Annotated in this window: 25 protein-coding genes and 1 tRNA gene; 5 read left to right on the forward strand and 21 right to left on the reverse strand. The window is 65.7% G+C overall.

The genetic code is table 11. From position 1 onward, the window contains the following. Window position 1: 1 nt before the first annotated feature. From C5F44_RS02650 to C5F44_RS02695, 10 genes are read right to left on the reverse strand one after another with little or no spacing between them, the layout of a single operon-like run. Window positions 2-220, reverse strand: a complete 219-nt coding sequence (locus C5F44_RS02650; protein ID WP_107671966.1) for a hypothetical protein — start codon at window positions 218-220, stop codon at window positions 2-4. Next, on the reverse strand, window positions 210-674 hold the full coding sequence (locus tag C5F44_RS02655; RefSeq protein WP_107671967.1) for a helix-turn-helix domain-containing protein: 465 nt from the start codon (window positions 672-674) through the stop codon (window positions 210-212). Before C5F44_RS02655 ends, C5F44_RS02650 begins: the two co-directional genes overlap by 11 nt. After that, a complete protein-coding gene (locus tag C5F44_RS02660; RefSeq protein WP_181318162.1) occupies window positions 671-1,042 on the reverse strand; it encodes a hypothetical protein in 372 nt (123 codons plus the stop codon). The genes C5F44_RS02655 and C5F44_RS02660 overlap by 4 nt, the downstream gene beginning before the upstream one ends. After that, window positions 1,039-1,626 (reverse strand): helix-turn-helix domain-containing protein, encoded by a 588-nt coding sequence (locus C5F44_RS02665; protein ID WP_107671968.1) that lies wholly within the window; start codon window positions 1,624-1,626, stop codon window positions 1,039-1,041. The genes C5F44_RS02660 and C5F44_RS02665 overlap by 4 nt, the downstream gene beginning before the upstream one ends. Next, complete coding sequence (locus C5F44_RS02670; RefSeq protein WP_107671969.1) at window positions 1,623-2,378, reverse strand: AAA family ATPase; 756 nt, start codon at window positions 2,376-2,378, stop codon at window positions 1,623-1,625. Before C5F44_RS02670 ends, C5F44_RS02665 begins: the two co-directional genes overlap by 4 nt. 57 nt (window positions 2,379-2,435) lie before the next feature. Beyond that, entirely contained in the window at window positions 2,436-4,568 is a 2,133-nt protein-coding gene (locus tag C5F44_RS02675) for a transposase domain-containing protein (RefSeq protein WP_107671970.1), read from the reverse strand. Continuing rightward, the gene (locus C5F44_RS02680) at window positions 4,565-5,404 is read right to left on the reverse strand and encodes a ParB/RepB/Spo0J family partition protein (protein ID WP_107671971.1); all 840 of its coding nucleotides are present in this window, start codon (window positions 5,402-5,404) and stop codon (window positions 4,565-4,567) included. The genes C5F44_RS02675 and C5F44_RS02680 overlap by 4 nt, the downstream gene beginning before the upstream one ends. 1 nt (window position 5,405) lies before the next feature. Further along, on the reverse strand, window positions 5,406-5,654 hold the full coding sequence (locus C5F44_RS02685; RefSeq protein WP_107671972.1) for a hypothetical protein: 249 nt from the start codon (window positions 5,652-5,654) through the stop codon (window positions 5,406-5,408). After that, window positions 5,654-5,977: a hypothetical protein gene (locus tag C5F44_RS02690; protein ID WP_107671973.1), complete on the reverse strand. Its 324-nt coding sequence runs from the start codon at window positions 5,975-5,977 to the stop codon at window positions 5,654-5,656. The genes C5F44_RS02685 and C5F44_RS02690 overlap by 1 nt, the downstream gene beginning before the upstream one ends. Then, window positions 5,974-6,396 carry a hypothetical protein gene (locus tag C5F44_RS02695; protein ID WP_107671974.1) on the reverse strand — a complete coding sequence of 141 codons (423 nt, stop codon included), beginning with the start codon at window positions 6,394-6,396 and terminating at the stop codon, window positions 5,974-5,976. Before C5F44_RS02695 ends, C5F44_RS02690 begins: the two co-directional genes overlap by 4 nt. 196 nt (window positions 6,397-6,592) lie before the next feature. On the opposite strand from C5F44_RS02695, the gene C5F44_RS17755 reads away from it, so the two are divergent. Continuing rightward, on the forward strand, window positions 6,593-6,835 hold the full coding sequence (locus tag C5F44_RS17755; protein ID WP_146161893.1) for a hypothetical protein: 243 nt from the start codon (window positions 6,593-6,595) through the stop codon (window positions 6,833-6,835). 27 nt (window positions 6,836-6,862) lie between these two features. On the opposite strand, the gene C5F44_RS02700 is transcribed toward C5F44_RS17755, so the two are convergent. Further along, a complete protein-coding gene (locus tag C5F44_RS02700; protein WP_107671975.1) occupies window positions 6,863-7,111 on the reverse strand; it encodes a hypothetical protein in 249 nt (82 codons plus the stop codon). Window positions 7,112-7,195: 84 nt separating this feature from the next. On the opposite strand from C5F44_RS02700, the gene C5F44_RS02705 reads away from it, so the two are divergent. From C5F44_RS02705 to C5F44_RS02715, 3 genes are all read left to right on the forward strand, one after another. Then, complete coding sequence (locus C5F44_RS02705; protein WP_107671976.1) at window positions 7,196-7,897, forward strand: S24 family peptidase; 702 nt, start codon at window positions 7,196-7,198, stop codon at window positions 7,895-7,897. A gap of 1 nt (window position 7,898) precedes the next feature. Next, the gene (locus tag C5F44_RS02710; protein ID WP_107671977.1) at window positions 7,899-8,432 is read left to right on the forward strand and encodes a hypothetical protein; all 534 of its coding nucleotides are present in this window, start codon (window positions 7,899-7,901) and stop codon (window positions 8,430-8,432) included. A gap of 688 nt (window positions 8,433-9,120) precedes the next feature. Further along, window positions 9,121-9,471, forward strand: coding sequence for a hypothetical protein (locus C5F44_RS02715; RefSeq protein WP_107671978.1), 351 nt, complete (start codon window positions 9,121-9,123; stop codon window positions 9,469-9,471). Window positions 9,472-9,553: 82 nt separating this feature from the next. Here C5F44_RS02715 and C5F44_RS02720 read toward each other — a convergent pair. The 4 genes from C5F44_RS02720 to C5F44_RS02735 all read right to left on the reverse strand — a co-directional run bounded on the left by C5F44_RS02720 (window position 9,554) and on the right by C5F44_RS02735 (window position 13,917). Further along, window positions 9,554-9,643 (reverse strand) — tRNA-Ser (locus C5F44_RS02720). A gap of 74 nt (window positions 9,644-9,717) precedes the next feature. Next, complete coding sequence (locus C5F44_RS02725; RefSeq protein ID WP_107671979.1) at window positions 9,718-10,440, reverse strand: alanyl-tRNA editing protein; 723 nt, start codon at window positions 10,438-10,440, stop codon at window positions 9,718-9,720. Next, window positions 10,437-12,896, reverse strand: a complete 2,460-nt coding sequence (locus tag C5F44_RS02730; RefSeq protein ID WP_107671980.1) for a DUF3772 domain-containing protein — start codon at window positions 12,894-12,896, stop codon at window positions 10,437-10,439. The genes C5F44_RS02725 and C5F44_RS02730 overlap by 4 nt, the downstream gene beginning before the upstream one ends. Further along, on the reverse strand, window positions 12,883-13,917 hold the full coding sequence (locus tag C5F44_RS02735) for a cysteine synthase A (RefSeq protein WP_107671981.1): 1,035 nt from the start codon (window positions 13,915-13,917) through the stop codon (window positions 12,883-12,885). The genes C5F44_RS02730 and C5F44_RS02735 overlap by 14 nt, the downstream gene beginning before the upstream one ends. Before the next feature lie 432 nt (window positions 13,918-14,349). Between C5F44_RS02735 and C5F44_RS02740 the strand changes: the two genes are divergently transcribed. After that, the gene (locus tag C5F44_RS02740) at window positions 14,350-15,330 is read left to right on the forward strand and encodes a Hint domain-containing protein (protein ID WP_107671982.1); all 981 of its coding nucleotides are present in this window, start codon (window positions 14,350-14,352) and stop codon (window positions 15,328-15,330) included. A 143-nt stretch (window positions 15,331-15,473) separates the two neighbouring features. Here C5F44_RS02740 and C5F44_RS02745 read toward each other — a convergent pair whose 3' ends face one another. The 6 genes from C5F44_RS02745 to C5F44_RS02770 all read right to left on the reverse strand — a co-directional run bounded on the left by C5F44_RS02745 (window position 15,474) and on the right by C5F44_RS02770 (window position 21,914). Beyond that, a complete protein-coding gene (locus C5F44_RS02745) occupies window positions 15,474-16,874 on the reverse strand; it encodes an aspartate aminotransferase family protein (protein ID WP_107671983.1) in 1,401 nt (466 codons plus the stop codon). Window positions 16,875-17,172: 298 nt separating this feature from the next. Then, window positions 17,173-17,832 (reverse strand): GntR family transcriptional regulator, encoded by a 660-nt coding sequence (locus C5F44_RS02750; protein ID WP_107671984.1) that lies wholly within the window; start codon window positions 17,830-17,832, stop codon window positions 17,173-17,175. A 59-nt stretch (window positions 17,833-17,891) separates the two neighbouring features. Continuing rightward, window positions 17,892-18,794, reverse strand: coding sequence for an NUDIX domain-containing protein (locus tag C5F44_RS02755; RefSeq protein WP_107671985.1), 903 nt, complete (start codon window positions 18,792-18,794; stop codon window positions 17,892-17,894). After that, window positions 18,791-19,204, reverse strand: coding sequence for a TrgA family protein (locus tag C5F44_RS02760; RefSeq protein ID WP_181318163.1), 414 nt, complete (start codon window positions 19,202-19,204; stop codon window positions 18,791-18,793). Before C5F44_RS02760 ends, C5F44_RS02755 begins: the two co-directional genes overlap by 4 nt. Before the next feature lie 32 nt (window positions 19,205-19,236). Next, window positions 19,237-20,457 carry an SAM-dependent methyltransferase gene (locus C5F44_RS02765; RefSeq protein ID WP_107671987.1) on the reverse strand — a complete coding sequence of 407 codons (1,221 nt, stop codon included), beginning with the start codon at window positions 20,455-20,457 and terminating at the stop codon, window positions 19,237-19,239. A gap of 56 nt (window positions 20,458-20,513) precedes the next feature. Next, entirely contained in the window at window positions 20,514-21,914 is a 1,401-nt protein-coding gene (locus C5F44_RS02770) for a cryptochrome/photolyase family protein (RefSeq protein ID WP_107671988.1), read from the reverse strand. Window positions 21,915-21,994: the final 80 nt, after the last annotated feature.

The following is a 21,994-nucleotide window of genomic DNA, read 5'->3' on the forward strand; positions in this document are numbered from 1 at the left end:
TTCAGGCCTCCTTCTTGTTGATCAGGGTTTCCGGCGCCGTTGCGCCCGGTGCGATGGGCATCAGCCCCAGATGGATCAGCGCCCCGGCCATCGCCTCGATCTCGTCGGTCGACAGGCTGGTCGAGGCGCGGACGCCGTCACGGTCGATGCGGCCCAGGGCGCGGGCGGCCAGCTCCAGCATCTGGCGGGTGCTGGCAAAGGGGACAGGGTCACGCGCCATGGCTGGAACCTCCCAGCAGCGTCAGCGCGGCAGCACGGGCGTCGGCATCGGCAAGGCTGGCGTCCTGCAGCACCCCGACGGCCGCCGTGATGCGGAGAGGGCTGGGCAGGCCGGGCGCCGCGCCGACCCAGGCGATGATCTCGGCCCGCAACTGGCGAAGACGGTCGCGATACTCGGGATCGGTGGCCAACCTGTCGGCGATCTTGGCCGCGGCCTCGTCAACCGTGGCCTGGTGGCGGCCGCCCAGCAGATCGCCGATCTGCGTGGATGCGGCGGCGGTCAGATCGCGCATCAGCCACATGCACTCATGCCGCAGGCGGCTGACGCCCCGGGTCTGGCCCGGCCCGCACAGTTCATGCATGGGCACCGCGGCGATGGCACAGAACGATGCCAGAACATCGGCAGGCGCCATGAACCCGGGCGCGGCGGGGGCCGTTGCTGTGGCGGGCATCATGCCGAGGCCTCCTTTTTCATGCGGGGACAGGTGCGACAGGCGCGGTACATCCGCACCCGTTCACTGTTGACGTTGGAAAAGCTCGCGGCCGCGCGCATCCAGTCGCGACAGGTGGCCGTGCTGATCTCGCCCAAAGCGGGGCAGCGGATCGTTGTCGCGAAGAACAGGCCACGAACGATCTCTTCGACCGCCTGCATGTCGCCAAGGTACTTGGCCCGCAGCACAGCCGAGACGAGCGATGCCGATCGGTTCATCTGACCAGCGACCTTGTTCTGACTGCTGGCGGCGCATTCTTCGGCCAGGCGCAGCACCCAGTCCGGCAGGGCCTCCCCCCAGGCATCGCGTGCGATGGTGATCGGATCGCTCACGGCTGGCCCTCCGCCATGTAGACGGAGCCCGTGTTCGGATCGTAGACCTGCCGCACCCTCTGCACCTGCGGTGCCTTGGGTCCGCTGTGCCGGATCAGCCGATAGCGGGCCGGCCGGGCGGCGTGGGGATCAGCCTTGACCAGAACCTTCAGATAGCCGGCGGCCAACAGCCGCTTGCAATAGTCCTTCGCCGTAGCCTCGGCCACCTCGACCGAGGCGTTGTGGATCAGGTCAAGGAAGCTGAAATCCTTCAGCATGTACATCGCCCGCCAGATCTGGCCGGTGATCTCTCCTTGCGTGACCCTTGTGCCGTCCGACCGGATGCGGGGCGCATGGTGGCCAACGTCCTGGACCAACATCCAATGGCTGGCCTGACCGGGCAGTGTCGCAATGCTTTCCAGATACCCGGCAGCCGTCAGCGCCTTCAGATAGCGCATCACAGGCGCGCGGTTCACGCCGGTCGCGGCGGCGATGTCGCTGACCTTGAAGGGGCCATTCACCGCCTTGATCGCCAGCCAGATTTCCTGACGCCCCGCGCCAGCCTGATCGACCGGCAGCCGTCCGATCTTGGTCGGTGCCGTCATGCCACGACCCTCCGCGGGGCCGGGGCCTCGCCCAGGAAGAACTCGATCCTCGGCACATCGGCCAGGGTGATCTCCGCCCGGCCCGAGGTCAGCGCGTAAAGGTTGATCTGGTTCAGGTTGGCCACGATCCGACGGAAGTTCGCGGCCGACTTCTCCAGCACCACCTGCAGCACGTCATCCGGCAGCGTCAGATGCGGCTGCTTCAGTTGTGCCAGCACCTTGGTCTCGCGCAGGTCGGCCGGTTGCGCACCGGCCCAGGCGCCGATCCGGTTGTGGATGCGCTCCCACCGCCGCAGGCGCTGCGGCAGCATTTCCTCGCCGATCAGCACCATCGCGCTGCCATGCGAGCTGACATAGATGTCGTGGATCACACCCATCATGTCATCGCGGCAAAGTTGGTGCGCTTCATCTAGCAGCAGAGGGCGGCCGGACTTTGCCAGCTCCTCGCCGATCTGCTCGACCATGTCGCTGATCATGCCCTGCGGGGTCATGCCCAGCGCCTGGACGATCTTCGTGACCAGCACCTTGCGGGACCAGACCGACTTCACCTCAACCCAGCAGGCGTCATAGACCTGCGCGTTATAGGTTGCGGCGCTGGACTTCCCGTAACCCGAGAAGCCGTGGAAACAACCCATGCCAGGCAGATCGGGGTCGCGTTCGCGCAACTGCTGAATGGCCGCGCCCAGCAGCATGACGTTTCGCAGGGGCGCCACATTCGAGATGGTCTTGTTCTTTTCCATTCCGTCCAACATGCTCTCTCCTCACCGTCCAAGCCGCCGTGGGGCCTTGCCCGCCCCCGGCGGCAATCTTCATCCGATCGCCACCGCACCATCCCGGTCGAACATTGCCCTCTGGGCGCGGTAGACCGGATGGCGCTGCATGCGCTGATAGAACTCGGCATCCTCGGCCGAGATCGGTTCGCCGGCCTCTGACCGGCTCTCGATATCGATGACCCGCCAGAACCGGGTGATATCGGTCTCCTCCGGTTCGACCGCAGGCCGGGGCGCCGCGAAATCGACCTGCAGAACCCGCAACTCAGCGTCGCGCGAGGTATCCGGCTGCGGCACCTGCCGGTCGATCAGCGGGCGGCGGGCCTGCATCGGCACGATCTGGACAACCTTGGCTTCCAGTTGGTCGGGCAGTGTCGGGGGCATCGCCGCCAGTTCCGCCGCCAGTTCGGTGACCGAAACCGGGCGATGGGCTGCCAGAAGCTGCTTCTCGATCCGCCGCCGCTGGGCCTTCTGCCTGGCATGAAGCCGGGCGCCGACCAGGTCGAAGAACCCGACCTTCTCGCGGCACGGGGCCTCGCCCAGGAACTCGCCCTGCAGACTGTAGAGATACAGGCCCGCATGGAGGTCTTCCGGGTCGAACCGCGCCACCACCTTCTGGCCCGCGTATTCGGACATCCAGTCGGCATGGTACTTGTTGTCATGCAGCGTCAGTTGGCCGTGGGTGGCATGCAACTTCCTGACTTCCTGCCCCATCAGCCACAGCCGGTGCTGCTCGGCCGTGGCCTTGCGGATCGGCGCGCGCTCATAGCTGTCCGCAAAGGTCTGGTCGAAGGACCGGCCCTTGCAGTTGGGCGACAAACGGCCAAGCCGGGCGTTATGGTCACGGATGCTCTCGGCCAGCACCGTCAGGAAGGTGTCCAGGGGCACCGCGCGGCTGCCGTAATCTTCGGGCTTCGCGTCCGGGCGATTGCCGACATAAGCCCCTGCAAAGGCCGGATGCAAAGCGATGTGATCCGCGAAATCGCGGAACCCGCGTTCGATCGGCTTGGCCTGGCCGTGGGCCGGGGTGGCCCAGTGCACCTGGATACCCATCATGGGCAACACGCCCAGCGGATCATCCTCGCGCACCTTGAACCGGAACCGGGTCGGGGTGCCGCCGGTCAGCCATTTGTTCGCGAACTCATGGCCGTTGTCGAACAGGCAGTGCCGCGGGATGCCCCACGTCTCGATCAACTCGCCGAAGGCGGACATCACCGCAACCTTGTTGGGGTCAAGGTCAACGCGCCAGCTCAGGACCTTGCCCGAGAACAGATCCTGAAACGCCACGATCTGGGGCCGAACCGGCTTCTCGATGCCCGGCCACTGCACGAAGACGTCGATCTTGTGGCAGTCCGCGTTGACCGCTTCCATGGCGGTCAGCATCGACCGATCACGGATCTGCGGCGGGAAGCACTTGGACAGGCCGCGTTCGCCCTGACGGGCGAAGACCTGCGTCACACGCGGCACGTTTTCGTCCATCCAGCGTTGCGCGGTCTTCAGGGTCAGCGTGGCCAGCCCCCGGCTTTCGCAAAGCTTGACCACCCGGTTCCAGCAGCTTGCAAAGCTGGGCTCGCCAAGGCGCAGATAATCGGCCTTCAACCAGTCAAGAAACTCGCGGCTGCATTCGGCCCGGCGGCGCTTGGCAGGCGCGGCCCGGTGACGGGGGGCGAGGTAGGGCAGGTAGTCAGCCGGATCGACCCCCTCGATCATCGAAGACCAGCCCCAGATCGTCCGCGGCGAAACCGGGCGCCCCTCGGCGGTCTCGGCCTCGGCCACGGTGATGACCGCCAGATAGCGGCCCATCGGTGCCGTCATCGCCTCGACACGCTGCAGCACCGTCAACCGGGCGCGGGCCTCCGCCTTCACCTTTTCCGGCAGCCCGTCGAACCATGCCCAGGCCTCGCCCCGGTCCATCCGGCCGGGCTCTTCCGGGGCCAGCGGCGCCGCCGCCTTCAGAAGCGCGGCCTGTGCGCGCACCGGCAGCAGGCGCCAGTGATATTCCCAGCCGCCACCCCGGCCTTGCCGGCGACGGCACAGCTTAGGATGCGCGCGCCAGTCAGACCGGGCGGCAACATCATCAACACCTTGCCGTGTGCCGGGCACATCCGGCAGGCCGCTGGCCGCCAGTTCGCTGGCCGTCCACCATTCCTTGTCGGGGGTCAGGCGTTTCATTCGGCCGCGACCTCCGGGCGGGGCATCAGGTCGGCCAGATCGGCCCCCACCTCGGCCAGCCACCGACGCCGCGCCGCCGCCCCGGCGCGCGACCAGGCGGTCTTCAGCGCAAGGTACTGCTTGTCCGACGGGTCGGTCTCGACCTCGACCGCGCTAGGGTCTTCGGCCACGATCTGGCGGCGCGCGGCCGCGACCGACTTTGCATTCCCGCACGACAGCAGGCTGGCGATGCGGCTGCGTTCGCCGTCATCCGCCACCTTGCCCAGCGCCTCGACATCCTTCAGCGTGACCGGCGCGGTGGCCGTCCGCAAAAGCGCCAGGTCGGCGGGGCGCAGGGCCTCTCCGGCGGCGATGATCTTGCGGACCTGCCTGACGGTGATTGCCCGCTTCGAGGCGACGATTTCAGCAAAGGAACTCGAGTTCCCTTGCAGACCATGCCGGGCCAGCGCACCGGCCTTGCCCTGGGCCGTTTCGGGGTGTTTCTTCAGATGTTCGCGCTTCCAGGCCGCAAGGAAGACCGCATCGTCCAGCGGCGACAGCCCGCCCGTCAGGTTCTGAGATGCCTCCAGCAGGCGCGCATCCGCATCTGACATCGTCGCATAGGCGCGGACGGGAATGGTCGGCAGACCGGCCCGCCGGGTGGCTTCCAGCCGGTGCAGGCCATCGACCAGTTCAAAGCCGTGCAGGGTCTTGCGCACAAGGATCGGCGTCGTCTGGCCGAACTCCTCGATCAGCCCCACCAGCGCCGCCACCTCGGCTTCTGAGAAGGGGCGCAGACGCGGGCCGACGATGATATCGGCAACAGGCAGGTCGGTGATCGCAGGCAGCAGGTTCATGTCAGGGGGCCTTCGTCAGGGTGTAGTACCAGCGCCAGCCGTCGCCGTTCGGGGCGGCCTGGCGCACACAGGTGATTTCGGCGCCGTGCTGGCGCAGCTCGGCAATGCAGGCGTTGACCGCCATCACGCGGGCCTTGCGGACGATGTCCCGCGTCGTGTGCGGTTTGCCGTCCGCCAGCAGGGCCAGCACCTTCTGCAGGCGCGGGGCGTCCAGCCGGGCCGCCTTGATATGGCCAAGCTGCCGGCCCATCAGGCGGCCCGCCGCTGGCGCGTCGACGGATGCAGCGGATCGGGCGCACTGCCCCGGTACTTGCAGTCATTGCACAGGCGGTTGTGGATGCCCTCGCTCGGGAAGCTGTGCCCGCAGGCCATGCAGGCCCTCGGGCCGCGCTTGGCCTTTGCATCCGCAGCGGCCTGCTTTGCATCCCGGCTCATCAGGGCCTTGTTCTCGTCCTTGAACGGCCCGGCGCACTTCTCGCCACCGGGGTCCAGCACGAAGAACCCGCGGCCCGGAACGTGATCGACCCGGAATTGGGTCGAGGGCTTCGGAAGGTTGCAATCCTTGCCCATCATTGCGCCTCGATCAGCAAGCGTTCGGCCTCGGCCATCTCGGCATGGGCGTCCGCGCCGGTCACCAGTTCGTTGATCAGGCTGGTCAGCGGATCGGTCAGCTCCCAAAGGCGGTCGGCCTCGATCAACAGCGGCCGGGCAGCATCGTCAGGCAGGTCGTCCGCACGGTCTTGCAGCGCAGCAGCCAGCGAGCAGGCATTGCGCTGGATGCGAACCGCCTTCAGCAACCAGCGGAACCGGCGCAGCGCGGCGGGCCGGACATCCCAGGGCTGCGCCTCGCGGATCTGGCGGCTCAGGTTCTCCAGCGCCCGTTCAACGGCAACGATGGAGGTGGGCAGTTCGCCACCCTCTGCGACCGCGCCATCAGGGCCGGCCATCGGGGCATGATCATGCCAGGTCAGGGCGGGGCGGGCATTGTCCATCACCGGACACCTCCTTCGTTGAGCATCAGGATCAGGATCGGCGACGCGAACAGCACGATCACGCCGATCACATCGGCGGCGGTCAGCGACGCCAGCCAGCGGCGAAAAGCACCACCCCGCCCGCCGGATTTCCCTTTGGTCTTGGCGGGGTGGCCCCTACCATCGGAAGCGCCAACAACCGGATGGAGGGATTGTGATGTCTGACCAGAACCCGGCGCCGACGGGGATGACCCTGTTTCCGCCGATTGACGTGATATGGAATTCCGAACGATCAGAACTCGTGGTTGTCGGAACGGCACAGCTTGGAAGCGATCAGACCGTTCGCATGGGGTTCCACATGGCAGCGGGAGCAGCACAAGCACTCTTCCAGCGGATGAAAGTCCTTCTCGAAGCTGTGGATGTCGATGCAATAGCCACCAGGCCGCGCGATCTACAATAAAGCCAAACAGGCCAAGGCTCCGGCCGCTCATGCCGCCTTCTCCTTCTTCTGGATGGCAGGGCGCGGAACGTCCCGCGGCCACTCAAGGTCCGCAGGCCAGTTCTCCGAAAACCAGCAGGTGACGACCGCCGCCTTGCGCAGCGTGCAGCTCGACCCGGTCTTCAGACCGCTCAGCCACTTTCCATCGTTCGCCGCATAGGTCGAAACCGTCGAAAGCGTCAGACCAAGGTGTCTGGCGAAGGTTTCCGCAATTCTGATGATTGCTTCGGTGCTCATGTAGCCTCCGGTAACGATACCGATAAAATAGACGGGAACGTTACCGATGGTCAAGCGGCATGTTTTCGGTAATAATCCCGATTCGTGGACAAGCTTGGACAACAGTTTGGCGAGATCATCGCTCAGCGCCTCAAGGCGCTGGAAACAAACGCTTTTGCTGTTGAGACCGCATCAGGTTTACCCCCAGACGCCATTCGCAACGTCATCAGGAGCGAAAAGAAATCCGGCCCGACGCTAAGTCGTGCGCAGGAGATCTGCGCGGCTCTTGGGTTGGAACTCTACATCGGCCCCAAGCGCGACGACGGCCCGGTCACGACGATCACCGCCGACGATGAAGACTATGCCCATATTCCTCTGCATGAAGCGTCTCTCGCAGCAGGGGATGGCAGCCAGAACGGCGCAGTCGAAATCATCGACCACCTCGCCTTCCGGCGGTCCTGGTTAAAGCGCATCGGGGTGTCCGCTGGCTCGGCCGTGCTGGCCCGGGTCCAGGGCGACAGCATGGCGCCTTCGATACAGTCGGGCGACATCGTCTTGATTGACCGTTCAAGAGCGGCGGTTCCGGTGCGGCCTCGGGCACCGAATGACAAACGGCCAGCCCCGATCTACGCTATCCTGGTGGACGGCCTGGCGCGGGTTAAACGGATCGAACGACCGTCCGAGGACATCACCATGCTCGTCTCGGACAACCCGAGCTGCAGCCCAGAACTTTTAACCGGCCATCGCGCCATGGAGCTTGACGTAATCGGCAAGGTCATGTGGTGGGGCCATACGAACAGGGAATAGAATGAACAGGATCATTTTAGCCGCTGGCTTGGCCTTTTTCGCGATTCCAGTCCTTGCTCAGGAGTTGCCCCCACAGCAGGCCGCATTTCGCGATGCGATTGTCACGGCAAGAGAGGCTTTTGAGAGCGCGGCAAACGACCTTGCCAAAGGCGGGACACGCCCGAAGCGTGGAAAGGCAATCTGCGAGGCAGTGCCGTCCCGTGCGGTAAAGGATTGGATCGGCACGGTCTACGAGCTTACGACCAACGGCGATGGCTGGGGCGTTTTCAGTGTGGAGATGGAAGGCGACATCTGGCTTTCCACTTGGAACAACGCCTTTTCTGATGCCGGGTCCAACACCCTTATTGATCCTTCGAGCGAGCTGTTCGCGGCCCTGGCCGAGTTGCAGGAAGGGCAACAGGTTGTCTTCTCCGGGAGCTTCTTCAAAGACCCAACCGACGGCGACTGCTTCGATGAAAAAAGCCTGAGCCTCTCAGGATCTATGGACCAGCCCGAGTTCGTCTTTGACTTCTCCGCTGTTCGGCCGGCCCAGTAGCTCAAAAATCTCTTGCATGTTCACGGTGCCGCCGCTGGCGTAGGCTAACGACAAAACTCATTTGGTCACAATGTGTTAGCCGGAACATGCAAGCCTGAAACAAACTCGCGGCGCGATTTGCATGTTACGCGCATGCCTCCTCACCGTGCCACGGCGCGGAATCGGTTTGAATTCGTCGATTTGACAAAGGGTTAAGCGCTCGCGCTGCGGGGTTGTCCCAGGCGCCGCCCTCGGCCCTTCACCGCCCCGTTGAAGGCCCTTTCAAGCCCGTCTGCAAGACATCGCCCTCGCGCGGCTTCCCCGCGCCCGCAAGGCCATTTCGGCCTTGTTTACAAGGCTTTTCCGCCCTCTTCCGGCATCACCCACCGTCTTCCGGCTTCCTGCAGATATTCATGTCCCTCAACAGCGGCGGCAGGCCAAGACAGACCCCGGCCCTGCCATTCCGACCAGACTTGCCGCGCGCTGTGGCGCCTTCAAGCCCCCCTCCCGCAGGCAACTGGAAGGCCCCGGCAGATACATCAGACACCGCCCAGCAGCCGCGAATGTCATGCCCCATAGGCCCGCGCCACAAAGGGCCTGTAGGGGCCTCCTGCGGCATTGGCGGTGGAACGCTATGGACAGGAACCCATACGCCGCACATACACTTCGGGGTAAGCTTTTCTTAGGCTCAAATTTCAAGCGAGGGATCGTGTCTTACCTGTCCGTGAAAGCAGATCGCCGTGACCTGATCGACGCGCACTTTGATGCCTGCAAAAAGAGCCAACAGCCGTATGTGCTGTGCCGCCGCCGCCGCACGAAAGCCGATGTCGAGTTCGATTTCATTTCCTTCGACAAATCCCTTGATCGCATTTTTGAGCAACGGGAGAGGGAGATAATGGATAGAGCGATGGAGATTTTTCATCGGCACAAGACCAAAGGGGCAACCTACCACATCTCCGCCAAGGTCATGGCCATGCGAGGACTCACGGTCGAGAGCGCCGAACTGGCTGCGGCCGAACTTTACAAACTGATTTCCGGTCTCATCGCAGAGGAAACCTAAGAAACCAAACTGTGTATAATATGTGGACGACTTGGCCTTTCGGTCAAATTGTCCAGAAAATAAATATGTTATCATATAGGTATGGCGGACAGTGAGGGATTCGAACCCTCGAGACGGTTCCCCGCCTACACACTTTCCAGGCGTGCGCCTTCGACCACTCGGCCAACTGTCCGTGGCGGCGGTCTTAGCGGTTCGGGCGCGGGGCGGCAAGGGGTGTGGCGGGGGCTTTCGCGCAGAACCCGCAGATCACTCCGCCAGGGTGATCGAGACGCGGCGGTTCATCCGGCCCTTCTTTTCCACCTTGTCGATGGTCACATGGCCGATTTCGCCGGTGCGGGCGACATGGGTGCCTCCGCAGGGTTGCAGATCGACTTGCCCAGCCCCTTCGCCGATGCGGACCAGCCGCACCCTGCCCTGCCCTGCTGGCGGCCGGACGGACATGGTTTTCACCAGGCCGGGATTTGCCTCCAGTTCGGCATCGGTGATCCAGGTTTCGGTCACCTTCAGGTCACGCTCGATCAGCGCGTTCAGGGCGGCCTCCAGCGCGGCCGTGTCCGCGGGCGGGTCTGGCATGTCGAAATCCAGCCGGCCCCGGTCGGCGCCGATCTGGCCGCCGGTCACCGGCAGCGGGATCACAACCGACAAGAGATGCAGCGCGGTATGCACCCGCATGTGGCGGTGGCGGCGGGACCAGTCCAGCACCTGCCGGACCTCGGCCCCCACGGGGGACATCTGCATAGGCGCGGCGGGCACCAGCACAATGGCCCCGCCCTCGCCCTTGACCGTGGTGGCGACGGGCAGGCGACCGCCGTCCCAGACCAGCCAGCCACTGTCGCCGGGCTGGCCGCCGCCCGTCGGGTAAAAGACCGAAGCGTCCATCACGATTCCGCCTTCGGCGGTATGGGCCAGGACGTGGGCGGTGGCTTCTTGCAGATACGGGTCGGCGCGGAACAGCGGTTCGGTCGTCATGCGGGGTCGGCAGCGCCTGCGCGCCCTCCTTTCGGTTCCTCGGCCACAACGGGCGCGACGGGCGGGATCGGCGTTTCGGGCGCAGGCATCCGCAGCGCCGCCAGCGCGGCGACGATCTCGTCGGCATTGCGCAGGGTGACATCCGACTGGGCGAAGGGAATCTCGATCCCCTCTTCCTCGAACCGTTTGACGATCTGGTGATTGATCTCGTTCTTCACCGACAGGCTGAAGTTCACGTCGCGCAGGATCACCCGGATCTCGAACATCATCGCATCGGCGCCAAAGCCCTGTAGCACCACCACCGGCGGCGGGTTCAGCACCACAAGCGGCTGCGCCTCGGCAATCTCGCGCAGGACGGCCTCGACCTTGCGGGTGTCAGACCCGAAGGCCACGCCCACCGGCACGATCAACCGGCCCGCAAGGCCGAAGCGCGTCCAGTTCTTCACCTGCTGGCTGACCAGATCGGCGTTCGGCACGATCACCATGGTTCGGTCGAAGGTCTGCACCCGGGTTGACCGCACCGAGATCGACTTGACGATCCCCTGCACCCCGCCAACCTCGATCCAGTCACCTTCGGACACCGGGCGCTCGATCAGCAGGATGATCCCCGAGACGAAGTTCGACACGATGTTCTGCAGGCCGAAACCGATGCCCACGGACAGTGCCCCGGCCACGATGGCCAGACCGGACAGGTCGATTCCAGTGGCATTGATGGCCACCAGCGCCGACAGGAAGATGCCAACGTAGCCCGTGCCCGAGACCAGCGCCGTCTGCCCGCCGCGATCCATGCGTGTGCGGGGCAGGATCGAGGTCTTCAGCGCCCCCTGGAACATCCGCGTCAGCATGTAGCCGATGGCGAAGATCACCGCGAACAGCAGGAAGTCGGTGGGCGAGATCCGCGTCTCGCCCATCTGGAACCCTTCGCGGAACCGGGTCCAGATTTCGGTCAGGTCTGCCAGACGCGCGCCCCAGATCAGCACGAAGACCGGCACCGCCAGCAGGGTCAGGGCAAAGCCGATCAGCACCGGCACAAGACCGTCGCGATCCGAAGCGGCATCGTCGCTGGGCGAGACCATCGCCCAGATGTCCGCCAGCAGGCGCTGCAACACCAGAAGCAGCGTGATGAGCCCCAGCGTGACGATGGCCGGGAAGATCATCGCCCGCGCCGCCGCCACATAGCCGAAGGCAGCCAGCGCCGGGCCGACAAAGCCGATCACCGTCACCACCTTGGCCAGGATCGACAGCAGCCGCAGCACATAGCTTTGCGAGCCGGCCTCGCGCGCAAGGCGCAACACCCGGCCGATGCGGATCAGCACCAGCCCGCCCGCAACCAGGATCGGGAACGAGGCCACGGCCGTCACCGCTTCGGAATAGGACTGCGGGTCCATGGTGATGCTGCGCAGGAACTCTGCCGCGATCACCAGGCCCATCATCTGCGCCATGAAGCGGCCTTCGATGCGGCTCTCGGGCGGCAGCGGCAAAGCCGCATCCTCGCCCTGCTGGCGCGGGAAGGCACGCCCGCCCAGCCAGGCCGCGACAAAGACCGTAAAGCCCAGGAACGGCAGCGACACCGCGATCCGGCGCGTGACCTCGCCCAGCAAACCGCTGTTCAGCAGCGCAACAGTCAGCGCAACGGTGCCGGCCGTCGGCACCACCACCTGCCCCAGCGAGGCCAGAACCGACAGCACACGCCGCCGCGCCTCGGACCCGCCGGCCTGCATCCGGTCGACAAAGTTCTCGATCCAGCGCCGGGCATAGAAGGTCAGCCCGGCCCACAGCACCAGAAGCCCAAGGATCAATGGCAGATTGCTGAGGAATACCCCCCGGGCATCCTTGTTCTGCCAGCCCTCGCGCGCCTCATCCACAATCCGCATCAGCGTGTCCGAGATGCCGACCGCCGCCTCGGGCCAGTTGGCCGGGTTCACCGGCGCCGGCCAAAGCTGCAACAGCTCATTGGCCTGACGTTCCCGCTGGGTGCGGTCGATCTCGCGGATCAGCCCGTCGGCCCGGCGATAGGCCTCTTCCGCCGTGATCCCCGGCGCCTGCAACTTGCCCAGCAGATCCGCCAGATCCGACCGGCGGCTGGCGATCTCGGGCGCCTCGGTCTTGCCTTCCTCGGGGGCGGGCCCCAGCGCCGCGATCTGTTCCTTGACCGTGGCGATCCGGGTCGAGTTCACGTTCTGCGCATTCAGCAGCGTTGCCCGCCACTTGGCCAACTGGTCGCGCAGTTCATCCAGCCGCTCGTCGCTGATGTTGCGGTTCTCAAGCTGGTCTTCGGCGGCACTCGCCGCCTTTTCCCACTCGGCATAGTCTACGGTCGGTTCGGCGGGCGCGGCCGCTTCGTCCGCCCATGCAGGCGCTGCGACCGGCCCGGCCACAAGACCCAGCCCGACAACCAGCACCAGAACGGCCGGGATCAGCGCGCGCAGGCCGCGCAGGCGGTCACACGTCTTCATAGACCGACGGCAGCGGACGCGCCCCGCGGGCCAGCCATTCGGGAACCGGCAGACCCTTTTCCCGCAGGAAAACAGGATTGTAGATCTTAGATTGGTAGCGGCTGCCATAGTCGCAAAGAATGGTCACGATGGTATGGCCCGGCCCCATCTCGCGCGCCATGCGGATGGCGCCGGCGATATTGATCCCGGTCGAGCCGCCCATGCACAGACCTTCGTCCGTGAGCAGATCGAAGATCAGCGGCAGTGCCTCGGCATCGGGGATGCGCCAACTGAAATCGGGGGTGAACCCTTCCAGGTTCGCGGTGATGCGCCCCTGCCCGATCCCTTCGGTGATCGAGCTTCCGGGCGATTCCAGCTTGCCGGTCGAATAGAAGGCGTGCAGCGCCGCCCCTTCCGGGTCTGCCAGACCGATCTTCACCCCCTTGGGCTGCAAGGCCAGACCAACGCCGGCCAGCGTGCCGCCCGAGCCCACCGCCGCCACGAAGCCATCCACCTTGCCGCCGGTCTGTTCCCAGATTTCCGGCCCGGTGGTCTCGATATGCGCCTGACGGTTGGCCACGTTGTCAAACTGGTTGGCCCAGATGGCGCCGTTCGGCTCGGTCCGGGCCAGCGCCTCGGCCAGACGGCCGGAATAGCGGACATAGTTGTTGGGGTTCTTGTAGGGGGCAGCCGGCACCTGCACCAGCTCGGCCCCAGCAAGCCGCAGCATGTCCTTCTTTTCCTGGCTCTGCGTCTCGGGGATCACGATCACGGTGCGGAAGCCCATGCTGGCCCCGACCAGCGCCAGCCCGATCCCGGTGTTGCCCGCCGTGCCCTCGACAATCGTGCCGCCGGGCTTGAGCTGCCCCTTCGCGATGGCATCGCGGATGATGTAAAGCGCGGCGCGGTCCTTGACCGACTGCCCGGGGTTCATGAACTCGCACTTGCCCAGGATCGTGCAGCCGGTCATCTCGCTGGCGCGCCGCAGTTTCAGAAGCGGCGTGTTGCCGATGGTGTCGGCCAGATCGCTGTGAATACGCATACGGGCGGTGTCCTTCCTGCTTTCCTAAACGTGTAGGCAAGCCTCGCGGCAAACTCAAGTCACGCGGACCCACCCGGACCAGCAACGCCCTTCCCTTTTTGCCCCCGGCAAGAGAAGGCCTGACTGTCGCGGCGGGTCTTCATCGCCGGGCCCGCCCGGAGACATCGCCCGGGTGCAGGTTCTTCCCGCCTGTCTTGCGCACTTCAACCGGGCGGGATCGGCCGCCACAAAGGCCGCCCATCATGGCCAAGGGATGCGCCTGCGCGGAAGGCAAGGGTCCGGGAAACCTCATGGCGCGGGGGCGGCTGTTGCCAGACAGGCAGCGCCATCACGCCACCTTCAGCCCCCACGCGAAACGTCGCAGCGTCATTTCAGAAGGTTGACATTGCCAATCCTCGCACTTCTTTTGACCGTGCCCAGTGAAAGCCGATCATGCCCAGTCACTATATTTATGTGTACAGTCCGTCTGACTTCACCACCGCGATCCCGGCCGAGAACGGAAGCGGAAATTTCAGCGGAACCCTTCCCTACACGCTGACGCTCAAGCCCGGGGCAAAACCGACACGGGTTCTGGTCAACGACAGCAACGACCAGTTTCAGGAAGTGGACCCAAGTCAGAAACTGGCTGAAGCGGTCACGATAAACGGCATCACCCGCCCGGCCGGAACCACCATCAACTCGGCTTATGATCTTTACAGCACCAGCAGTTCCCTGCGGGTGATCACGGTGCATTTCGGCGGCGACGGTTATTTTTCCGGCCCCGTTCACGGGCTTGTTTCCACCGAACCGCTTGTGCCGGGCCAACCCTATACCTTCAACAGATCGGTCACGTCGAACTCGGCGCCGATCAACTACGCTAACCTTGCCTGTTTTGCCGAAGGCACCCGCATCCTGACCGATCAGGGCGAAGTTGCCGTGGAAACGCTGAAGGCGGGGCAGATGCTGGTCACGCTGGACAACGGCCTGCAACCGTTGCGGCGCCTGTTGCAAACGACGGTTGCCGCAGACGGGTATCATGCCCCGGTGAAGGTGCCCGCCGGCAGGTTCGGCAACCGCCGCGACCTGTGGCTGTCGCCGCAGCACCGCGTTCTGATCCGTGGTCCACGGGCTGAACTGCTGTTCGGCGAAGCTGAGGTTCTTGTGTCGGCCATTCACCTTGTCAGGTCGGGCCTGGCCGTGCAGATCCCGCAACCGGAAGTGACCTATTTCCATCTGCTGCTGGACCGGCACGAAATCCTGTTCTCGGAAGGGGCGCCGACCGAAAGCTACCTGCCCGGCATCGAGGACGAGCTGATCCAGGTCGATGGTGCCGAAGCCATGCCGCGCCCTGGCCCCTATCGCGCGGCCAACAGCCCCCGCGCAGCACGGCTGTGCCTGCGCGGCTATCAGGCCGCAGCGCTTCTGGCGGCCTGAGAACCACGCCTCCATCCGGCACAAGGGGGCGGATGCCGCCTTTTGCACAAAGGCCCCGGGCCCTTTCGGGCACCGGAGCAATGGCAGTGGCGCATTCCGATGTCAGACGATGCGCGCCCCAAAGCCGGGGCGCGCGCGTCCGGTCAGCCTTCCCGGGCGACCAGCAGCCCGTCTTTCTTCAGACCGGCATAGCATTCGTCCAGGCTCTTCTTCGCACGATCAACCAGGATGTCGATCTCGGACGGGGTGATGACCAGCGGCGGCGCGATGATCATCCGGTCGCCCACGGCGCGCATGATCAGGTCATTGGCAAAGCAGCGCTCGCGGCAGCGATAGCCCACCGTCCCCTCTTCCCCGGCGAACTTGGCGCGCTTGGCCTTGTCCGGCGTCAGCGCGATCGACCCCATCAGCCCCACCAGCTTGGCCTCCCCCACCAGCGGATGCTCGGCCAGCGCGTCCCAGCGCTCCTTGAGGTAGGGGTGCGCCACGTCGCGGACATGCTCGACCACCTTCTCGTCCTGCATGATGCGCAGGTTTTCCAGCGCCACCGCCGCCGCCACCGGATGGCCGCTGTAGGTGTAGCCATGGAAGAACTCGCCCGCGCCGCCCACAACCTCGGCCACCTCATCACAGACGATGCTGCCGCCGATCGGCTGGTAGCCCGAGGACAGGCCCTTGGCGATGGTCATGATATGCGGCTTGATGCCGAAGGTCTGGCTGCCGAACCATTGCCCAGTGCGGCCGAACCCGGTGATCACCTCGTCCGCGATCAGCAGGATACCGTATTTCTGGCAGATGCGCTGGATTTCCGGCCAATAGGTCCGGGGCGGAATGATCACGCCGCCCGCGCCCTGCACCGGCTCGCCGATGAAGGCCGCCACATTGTCCGGCCCGACCTGCAGGATCTTCTCTTCAAGCTGACGTGCCCGGGCCAGGCCGAACTCGTCCTCGCTCATGTCGCCGCCCTCGGCCCACCAGTAGGGTTGGTCGATGTGCTCGATGCCGTCGATCTTGCCGCCATGGGCGTGGATCGGCTTCATCCCGCCAAGGCTGCCCCCGCCCATGGTGGAGCCGTGATAGCCGTTCCAGCGCGCGATGATGGTCTTGCGCCAGGGCATCCCCTTCACGTCCCAGTAGCGGCGGACAAGGCGGATGTTGGTATCATTCGCTTCCGACCCGGAAGACGCAAAGAAGACGTGATTAAGATCGCCCGGCGCCAGTTCGGCGATCTTGGCGGCCAGTGCGATGGCGGGCACATGGGTGGTCTGGAAGAAGGTGTTGTAATAGGGCAGCTCGTCCATCTGACGCGCGGCGACCTGCGCCAGTTCCTTGCGGCCATAGCCGATGTTCACGCACCACAGGCCGGCCATGCCGTCGATGATGCGATGGCCTTCGCTGTCGGTCAGCCAGACCCCCTCGCCCCGCAGGATCACCCGCGCGCCCTTGGCGGCCAGCCCGGCCTTGTCGGTGAAGGGATGGAAGTGGTGCGCCGCGTCCAGCTTCTGCAGCTCGGCCGTGGGCAGATGGTTGGTGATCATGTTCATCGGGGCCTCCTGACGGAATCGTCCGGGGCCGAATGCCCCGCTTTGGACCAGCTTAAGGTCAAACCGGAGGGGCTTCAAGAAATTTGATCAAATTAAGAAAGAGCGGGGGCGCTTCCCCTGCACACTGGAATATATGGGGACAGATGAATGGGCAGGAGCAGGCCCTGCATTTCATCTGTCCGAAAATATCCCCGCCGGAGGCACGCCCGAGCCGGTTGGTTCGCGCGCCCCGCGCGGACCAGAGGCGAGACAAAAGGTGTGCGTCCGCGCTTGCGCGGGCGCTCCGCTTAGGTCGCGATCAGAGACCGCCTTCGGTCAGGGCCTGACGGACATGGTCGATGCCCTGCTGGATGTCGCGGGCGATGGCGGCGGCCAGGGCCTCTGCATCCCCGGCGCGCATTGCGGCCAGCGCCTCGTGGTGGCGGTCGGGCAGCGCCGAGCGGCCATAGCGGCCAATCACCGCCCGCAGGCTGGGCCCGGCCCGCAACCAAAGCGAGCGGGCAAGATCCAGCAGGACAGGCGCATTGGCGGCTTGGTAAAGCGTGAAATGGAAGGCGTGGTTCGCGGCCAGGTAATCGGGCAACTGTCCGGCCTCGACGGCATCGGTCACCCGGTCGTCGATGGCGGCCAGCCGGGCGATCAGCGCCGGGGTCACATGGGCAGCGGCGCGGCGGGCAAGTTCCGGTTCGACCGCGAGGCGGACGAAGGCCACCTGATCCAGCATGTCCGCCGTCATCGGCGGCACAGCGACGCGGCGGTTGCCCTGCGGCAAGAGCGCCCCTTCCGCCGTCAGCCGGCGAATCGCCTCGCGCACCGGGGTCATCCCGGCGCCCAGACCGGCGATCAGGCCCTGAATGGTCACGGGCTGGCCGGGCGCAAGATGGCCATAAAGGATCATGTCACGCAGCCGGGCGTAGGTGATTTCATGGGTCGGGATCTTGCGGTCGGCGTCGTCCATGCAGTCTCCTCGCGCTTCGTGCCCTTTATGGCGCGGCGGGCGGCACAATCAAGATGTGATCAAATCAGGGCGGCGCGCAGCGTGTCGCGCTGCCCCGCCAGCCAGAACAGCGTCAGGATCAGCGGGGCATTGGCGATCTCGCCGCTGGCAACCAGTTCCAGCGCCTTGTCAAAGGGCAGCAGATGGCCGCGAATGTCCTCGGCTTCCTCGGCCAGACCATGAATGCCGGCGCGGCCATCCGGCAGGTCAACCGGCGCAACATAGGACCAGAGGAATTCCGACACCGCACCGGGCGATGGATAATAGGCTGCCACCTGAACCAGTCGGCCCAGCGTCAGCCCCGCCTCTTCCCGCGCCTCGCGGCGGGCGGCCTGTTCGGGCGTTTCGCCGGCATCGACACGGCCTGCCACCGCCTCAAGCTGCCAGGGATTGGCCGCACCGCGCGCCAGCGGCCCGACGCGCATCTGTTCAACCAGCAACACCCGGTCGCGGACCGGATCCCAGGGCAGCACGGTGACCGCATCGCAGGCGACAAACACCTCGCGGCGGACCGGGCCCAAGGTGGCACCGTCAAAGCGCCGGTGGTCCAGTGTCAGGCTTTCGACGGCGAAGAAACCGTTGAAATCATGGGACAGGTGGCTGATCGCCACATCGCCGGGGGCCGCCGCATGGCGCAGGCCGGCCGGAGACAAGGCCGCCGATGCCCGCAGGGCTGAGGCCGCCCGCGCCAGCATAGGCCCGCGCCGCGCGCGCAACCGCTCGGGGGGAACCTGCCCCATCGTGGCCAGAATGTCCGTGGCAAGCTGCCGTTCCAGCGCGGCATCCGGCGCGGCCAGCCCACCTGTCGCGGCCTGCCAGAACGCCAACCGCGCGGCCCCCTGACCATCCCTGCCCAAAATCAGCGCCCGAAGCTGCGCGTCCGACAGGCGCGCGTCGTCCCCTTCGCCCGGTTCGGATGTCACCGCCAGCGCCTCGCTGCGGCCTCGGCAACCAGGCCACCGATCATGCCGCCCAGGATCAGCACCCCCAGAACGCCGATGGTCAGCATCTTGCGCCCCTGTTCCAGCATGATCTCGAACGCGCCCAACACGGCATCCATCGGGCCGTCATAGCCGTTCACCACGAAAGAGCTTTTGATCATCAGGTAGATGCTGAACAGCAACAGCGCAAAGAACGCCAGCGTGACCGAGGTGCGCAAGCCCGACCCCACGCCTTGGGCATAGCCCTGCCCGACCAGCCGCCCCATCACCCGCCAGCCGATCACCAGCCCCAGAAGCGCGGTCAGTTCCCGGAACAGCCCGACCGAAGCGCCTTGGCCAAGCGTGGGCACATGTGCATTTGCTGCCAGCCAGCCCACAAGGGCAAACCACAAGGCGGCGACAAGCTTGGCAGCGGTTGGCATGGTCAGGGGGTATCCGGTCGCCTGAGCGTGATCTGCGTCACATCGCAGTTTCCACCGCGGAAAGCGCCAGCGCAAGAGGTGAGGTAGAAGTCCCACATCCGCTTGAACCGCTCGTCAAACCCCAGCTTCCGAACCTCGGACCAGCGGGCGTCGAAGGTCTCGTGCCAGCGCCGCAGCGTCTGGTCATAGCTGGAGCCGAACTCCATCGACCCGGCCACCGTCAGGCCCGCGCGTCCGGCTTCGGCCCGCAAGGCCGAGGGGCAGGGCAACATGCCGCCGGGGAAGATGTATTTCTGGATAAAGTCCACCCCCCGGCGGTAGCTGTGCCAGCGGGCATCGGGCACGGTGATGATCTGCAGCGTGGCGTTGCGCCCGGGTTTCAGCCGGTCATAAAGCGTGCGGAAATAGACCGGCCAGTATTTCTCGCCCACCGCCTCGAACATCTCGATCGAGGCGATGCCGTCATAGGCGCCGCGCTCGTCGCGATAGTCCTGCAACTTGATCTCGACCCGGTCGGAAAGGCCCGCCTTGCGGATGCGGTCCACCGCATAGTCATGCTGGGCCTGGCTGATGGTCAGCCCGGTCACCCGCAGGCCGCGGCGGGCGGCGGCATATTCGGCAAAACCGCCCCAGCCGCAGCCGATTTCCAGCACGTGATCGCCGGGCTTCGCCCCGATCAGATCGACCATGCTTTCGTATTTCGCCTCTTGCGCGCGCTCCAGGCTTTCCTGCCCGGTACGGAACAGCGCGCTGGAATAGGTCATGCTGTCATCCAGCCACAGCCGGTAGAAATCATTGCCCAGATCGTAATGCGCCGCGATGTTGCGCTTCGCCTGCCGGCGGCTGTTCGATTGCAGCCAGAAACGCAGCTTTTCAAAGGCGCGCACCAAACCCATGCCGGGAAAGGCATCGTTCACCACATTGTTGGCCGGCGACTGGATCAGGTCCAGAAAGGCCTGAAGGTCGGGCGTCGTCCAGTCGCCATCCAGATAGGCATCGCAAAAGCCCAACTCGCCCTCACGGATCAGCCGGGCGAACAGGTCGGGCGACTGGATGTCGATCTCGGCCACCGGGCCGGGCTTTGCCCCTTCGATGCGAAAGCGCCGCCCGTCCGGCAGGGCAAAATCCAGCCGCCCCTCGCCCAGACGGCTGGCAAGGCGGAACACCTGTTTGAAATAGCGCGGCAGTCCGGGCTGGCCCTCGGCCGAAGTCAGGATCTCCATGTCGCTCCCTGCGGATCTTGCTGTTGATATCATGGTTTCAGGATTGTCGCACCAGGTCAGGCCCTTGCATCGGCATAGGCCGCAAGGGCAAGCGCCCGGCCCCGGGCCAGATCGACCAGCGGCGGCGGTGCGGGCTGATCGGGCCGCAAGCCCCAGGATCGCGGCACCGCATCAAAGAACGACCGCGCCTCGGGCGATGCCTTGTCAAGATAGCGGCGGCGATAGCGCCCCTCGGGGTCAAACTTCTGGGCCTGCGTGGCGGGGTTGAAGATGCGGAAATAGGGGGCGGCATCCGGGCCGGAACCGGCCACCCATTGCCAGCCCATCGCATTGGCGGCGGGATCCCAGTCGGTCAGGCAGTCGGCGAACCAGTCCTGCCCCAGGCGCCAATGCGTCAGCAGGTGCTTGGTCAGGTAGCTGGCCACGATCATCCGGGCGCGGTTGTGCATGGTGCCGGTCACATACATCTCGCGCATGGCGGCATCGACGAAAGGCTCGCCAGTCTGGCCGCGCCGCCAGCGGTCAACCTCGGGGCTGTCGCCAGCCCAGGGGAAACGGTCCCACTCGGGCCGCCAGTTGGCCGAGGTGATCTGGGGCGTGTGGTGCAGCAGGTGATAGCTGAACTCGCGCCAGGCCAGTTCGCGGAGGAAGGCCCCCGCGCCCCGCGCGCCCATCTCCATGGCCCGAAACCCGGCGTGCCAGACCTCGCGGATGCCGATCTCGCCATAGGTCAGGGGTTCGGACAGGCGCGATGTGCCGTCGATGGCCGGGAAATCGCGCGTCTCGGCATAATCCGGGGCGATCCGGTCCAGAAAATCGCCCAGCCGGGCGCGGGCGCGGTCTTCGCCCACCCGGACATGCGCGCCAACAACCGCCGCCCCCCGGTTCATCGCCGCGCCCAGCCGCCAATCCGCCAGCCGGTCCGATGCAGGCCAGGCCGAAGGGCCGCGCAGCGCCACCGGAGCAGGCTGCGGCGCCGGCACCGGCCGGCCGCGCAGCGCCGTCCAGAACGGGGTGAACACGCGGTAGAAACCGCCCTGCCCGGTTTCAATCTCCCACGGTTCATGCAGCAGATGCCCGGCAAAGGATCGCGCCTCAAGCCCCTCGGCCTTGAGCGCGGCCTTCACTGCGCTGTCCCGCGCCACCGACACGGGGTCGTAAAGCCGCGACCACCACACGCCGCCCGCGCCGGTTTCCGCCACCAGCGCCCGCAAGACCGCCAGCGCCGGGCCGCGCCGCAGGGTCAACCGCGACCCGACCCCGGCCAGCCGGTCCGCGAAATGGTCAATGCCCAGACCCAGCCGCCATTTCGGGGCCGCGCCCAGAGCTTCGGTCTCGGGGTCCAGCACGAAAACCGGCAACAGCGGTCGGCCGGTAGCCACCGCCGCCGCCAACATTGGCTGGTCGCCCAGCCGCAGGTCGCGGCGGAACCAAAGGATCAACGGTGTTTCGGTCATGCCCTGCCTGCACTGTCACGCCTTATCCTACGCCGCAGCGCCGCGGGCGGATCACCGCCACGGGCCCTGCGGACGCAGAA

Source organism: Fuscovulum blasticum DSM 2131, assembly GCF_003034965.1.
GTDB lineage: Bacteria > Pseudomonadota > Alphaproteobacteria > Rhodobacterales > Rhodobacteraceae > Pseudogemmobacter > Pseudogemmobacter blasticus.